The organism is Ruegeria sp. BHSA162, from assembly GCF_059613385.1.
In genome coordinates this window covers 1-3,525 of record NZ_JBXWSK010000141.1, presented here as the reverse complement: position 1 = coordinate 3,525, position 3,525 = coordinate 1, and the positions used below count along the sequence as shown (strand labels likewise).

Below are 3,525 nucleotides of genomic sequence, written 5' to 3'. Positions count from 1 at the left end.
TCTACAACACCTCCGAGGCGCACAAGAAAGTCGCCGTGGCCCTCAGCCAGATGTGGAAGCAGAAGCTGGGCGCGCAGGTCGAGCTGGCCAACATGGAATGGAAGATCTTCCTGGAAGAGCGCGGCAACCAGAACTTTGAACTGGCCCGCGGCGCATGGTGCGGCGACTACAACGAAGCCTCGACCTTCCTGGACCTGCTGCAGTCGGATTCCGGCTACAATGACGGCAAGTACAACAATGCCAAGGTCGACGAGCTGCTGGCTCAGGCCAAAACCTCGGACGATCCGGCCCCGCTGTACACCGAGGTTGAGCGGATCATCGCACAGGAAACCCCTGTGATCCCGATCTACCACTACGCCGGTGTCTACATGATGGACAGCGACGTGGGGAACTGGCCGGTGAACAACGTCGAGCAGAACTGGTACTCGAAGAACCTCTACAAGATCGCCGAGTAATCATCATCCTTTGATCGCGCCCTGCCCCGGACATGCTCTGGGGCAGGGCCAATAATTGGGGGCATGAAATGCTTGCCTATGTCATCCGGCGACTGCTGATCGCCGTTCCGACGATCCTGTTGCTGATCGTCGCCAGTTTCTTTCTGATGCACTTCGCGCCCGGCGGGCCCTTCACCTCGGAGCGGCCGTTGCCGCCGCAGGTTCTGGCCAATATCGAGGCGCGCTACGGGCTGGACCAGCCGCTGTGGAAACAGCTGTGGGATTACCTGTACAACATCGTGGTGCATTTCGATTTCGGCCCGTCCTTCAAGTTCAAGGACCGCGACGTGAACGACATCATCGCGCAGGGCTTTCCGATTTCGCTGACCTACGGGATGCTGTCCTTCCTCGTGGCCACGCTGGTGGGCGTCAGTTTGGGCATCGCCGCCGCGATCCGCCACAACAGCTGGATCGATTATTTCGCCGTGGGTCTGGGCATCGCCGCCCAGGCGCTGCCGAACTTCATAATGGGTCCGATCCTGATCCTGACCTTCACCCTGTGGCTGGGCTGGCTGCCGGGCGGCGGCTGGAACGGGGGCCAGTGGCAATACCTGATCATGCCCGTCATCGCGCTTGCGACCTCGTACATGGGCTCGATCGCGCGGATCACGCGTTCGTCGATGCTCGAAGTTCTGAATTCGAACTTCATCCGCACCGCGCGGGCCAAGGGCCTGCCCACCCGCACCGTGATTTGGCGCCATGCGCTGAAACCCACGCTGCTGCCGGTGGTGTCCTATCTGGGGCCGGTTTTCGTCTATGTGCTGACCGGGTCGGTGTTTGTTGACATCTACTTCTCGACCGGTGGGCTGGGGCAGGCCTATGTGGGTTCGGCCTTGTCACGCGACTATGCTGTGCTGCTGGGGGTCACGATCCTCTATGGCGTTCTGACCGTTCTGGTGAACCTGCTGACCGACCTGGCTTATGCCTGGTTCGATCCGAAAATCCGTTACTGAGGGGGCTGGCAAATGCTTGGAAAATCTCAGAAAGCCGCCCATCTGGCCGAAGACATCACCGATTACACGGTCATTCAGGGACGTTCGCTTTGGCAGGACGCGCGGATGCGTTTTGTCCGCAACAAAGCCGCCATGGCCAGCGTGTTCATCCTGGGCCTGATCGTTTTGTTCACGATCATCGGGCCCTACTTTGCCGTCTGGAGCAACGAAGAAATCGACTGGAACGTCATGGGCGACGTGGCCGGCATGGGTATGCCGTCCATCGAGACAGGGCACTATTTCGGCGTCGACGATCTGGGGCGCGACCTGTACAGCCGGGTCATCCAGGCCACCACAACCTCGTTGCTGGTGGGTCTGATCGGGGCGGCCACCGCGCTGATCGTGGGCACGTGCTATGGCATCGCCGCCGGATATATCGGCGGGCGCGTCGACGGCGTGATGATGCGCTTCGTCGACATCCTGCTGGCCATTCCGGCCACGCTGGTCATCATCCTGCTGCTGGTCGTGGCGGGGCGGTCGTTCTTCATGCTGTTCATCGCGCTAGGTGCGGTGGGCTGGCTGACCATGGCGCGGATCGTGCGCGGCCAGACCCTGACCCTGAAGAACCGCGAGTTCATCGAGGCCGCCCGCGCCGCCGGTGTCAGCGAGTTCACCATCATGTACCGCCACATCCTGCCCAACCTGCTGGGCGTTGTGATCGTCTATGCATCGCTGCTGGTGCCCGAGATGATTCTGACGGAAAGCTTCATCTCGTTCCTGGGGCTGGGGATCTCCGAGCCCTATACCTCGTTGGGTCGTCTGATCGCCGAGGGCGCCGGAACCATGGGTTACGGCACGTTGTGGCAACTGATGTACCCCCTGGCATTTTACGTCACAATCATCATAACGATGTTCTTCATCGGCGATGGCCTGCGTGACGCACTGGATCCGAAGGACCGCTGACATGAGCCTGCTTTCCGTAAAGAACCTGAGCGTTCAGTTCGACACGTCCGACGGGGTGGTCGAGGCCGTCAAGAACATCAGCTTTGACATCGCGCCGGGCGAATGCCTGGGCATCGTCGGCGAAAGCGGGTCAGGCAAAAGCCAGACCTTCATGGCCGCGATGGGGCTGCTGCCGCCGGCGGGCCGGGCCACCGGGTCGGTGCTGCTGAACGGGCAGGAAATTCTGAACCTGCCCGTGAACAAGCTGAACCAGATCCGCGGCGATGACGTGGGCATGATTTTTCAGGACCCGCTGACTGCCCTGACCCCGCATTTGCGGGTCGGCCAGCAGATGCGCGAAGTCTTGCAGGTGCACGAAGGCCTGCAGGGTTCGGCCGCGCGGCAACGGTGCCTGGAATGGCTGGACCGCGTGCGCATACCCGAGGCCGCGCGCCGTCTGGACCAGTTCCCGCACGAGCTGTCGGGCGGGATGCGCCAGCGGGTGATGATCGCCATGTCGATGCTGTGCAATCCCAAGCTGCTGATCGCCGACGAACCGACCACCGCGCTGGACGTGACCGTTCAGGCCGACATTCTGGACCTGATGGTGCGTCTGCAAAAGGACGAAGGCACCGCCATCGCCCTGATCACGCATGACATGGGCGTCGTGGCCCGCATGTGCGACCGGGTGCAGGTCATGCGCCTGGGTGAGTTCGTCGAGGCCGGTGACACGCGCGAGATCTTTCACGCGCCCAAGCACGGCTATACCCGCACCCTGATCGAGGCCATGCCCCGCATCGACGCGGGCGACGCGCCCAAGGCGGTGGAGACCGACGAGGCGCCGCTGCTGAAGGTCGATGACGTCAAGGTGCATTTCCCGATCCACGTTCCGGGCGGCATCTTTGGCCGCAAGGTGCCGTTGAAGGCGGTGAACGGCGTCAGCTTTGACATCCGCAAGGGTGAAACCCTGGGCGTGGTCGGTGAATCTGGCTGCGGCAAGTCCACCCTCGCCCGTGCCGTGCTGCAGTTGATCGAGCCGAGCGACGGGAATGTCAGCTGGCTGGGTCATCCGATCGTCGGGCTGAAACGGGCCGAGCTGAACAAGTACCGCAAGGACCTGCAGATCGTGTTCCAGGACCCGCTGGCCAGCCTGGACC

4 protein-coding genes are annotated in these 3,525 nt (G+C 62.2%); all 4 read left to right on the top strand.

Features of this window, described 5'->3' with window-relative positions; all coding sequences use genetic code 11:
* Nucleotides 1-455 (top strand): ABC transporter substrate-binding protein (locus tag AC2FM5_RS19410; protein ID WP_496737612.1); only part of this gene is annotated, 455 nt, incomplete at its 5' end.
* Between the two features lie 68 nt (nt 456-523).
* Nucleotides 524-1,447 carry an oligopeptide ABC transporter permease OppB gene (gene oppB / locus AC2FM5_RS19405; RefSeq protein WP_093963128.1) on the top strand — a complete coding sequence of 308 codons (924 nt, stop codon included), beginning with the start codon at nt 524-526 and terminating at the stop codon, nt 1,445-1,447.
* A gap of 12 nt (nt 1,448-1,459) precedes the next feature.
* Nucleotides 1,460-2,389, top strand: a complete 930-nt coding sequence (locus tag AC2FM5_RS19400) for an ABC transporter permease subunit (protein WP_170341315.1) — start codon at nt 1,460-1,462, stop codon at nt 2,387-2,389.
* 1 nt (nt 2,390) lies between these two features.
* A partial coding sequence (locus tag AC2FM5_RS19395) for an ATP-binding cassette domain-containing protein (protein ID WP_496737607.1) occupies nt 2,391-3,525 on the top strand: 1,135 nt, incomplete at its 3' end.